1 protein-coding gene is annotated in these 250 nt (G+C 64.4%); it reads right to left on the bottom strand.

Annotation, left to right across the window (positions count from 1 at the left end):
* A partial coding sequence (locus EOD29_RS33745) for a DUF922 domain-containing protein (RefSeq protein ID WP_127248877.1) occupies positions 1 to 248 on the bottom strand: 248 nt, incomplete at its 3' end.
* Positions 249 to 250 lie beyond the last annotated feature (2 nt).

The following is a 250-nucleotide window of genomic DNA, read 5'->3' as shown; positions in this document are numbered from 1 at the left end:
ATCAGCTTGGGTCGCGCCGTCCTCAGCACGCAGGCATTGCCCTGAGGTTGGTAGTCACGCTGCCAGGTCAGCTTGAAATTGGTCTGCGCGATCGCCCGCCGCCCATTGCCCGCGCTGTCCTTGCCGATCATCGGACCCCTGTCGCCGATCGAGACGTAGAGCGCCTCCACGGTCTGCCCGGAGATGGCATAGGTCTCGATCTTTTCGACCGGTTGCCAGTCGGCCAAGGCCGGCGTGGAGAAGAGCAGGG

The organism is Mesorhizobium sp. M1A.T.Ca.IN.004.03.1.1 (assembly GCF_003997555.1).
In the GTDB taxonomy this organism is placed as follows: domain Bacteria; phylum Pseudomonadota; class Alphaproteobacteria; order Rhizobiales; family Rhizobiaceae; genus Mesorhizobium.
The sequence above is the reverse complement of the archived record's forward strand: the minus strand, read 5'-3'. Positions and strand labels throughout refer to the sequence as shown.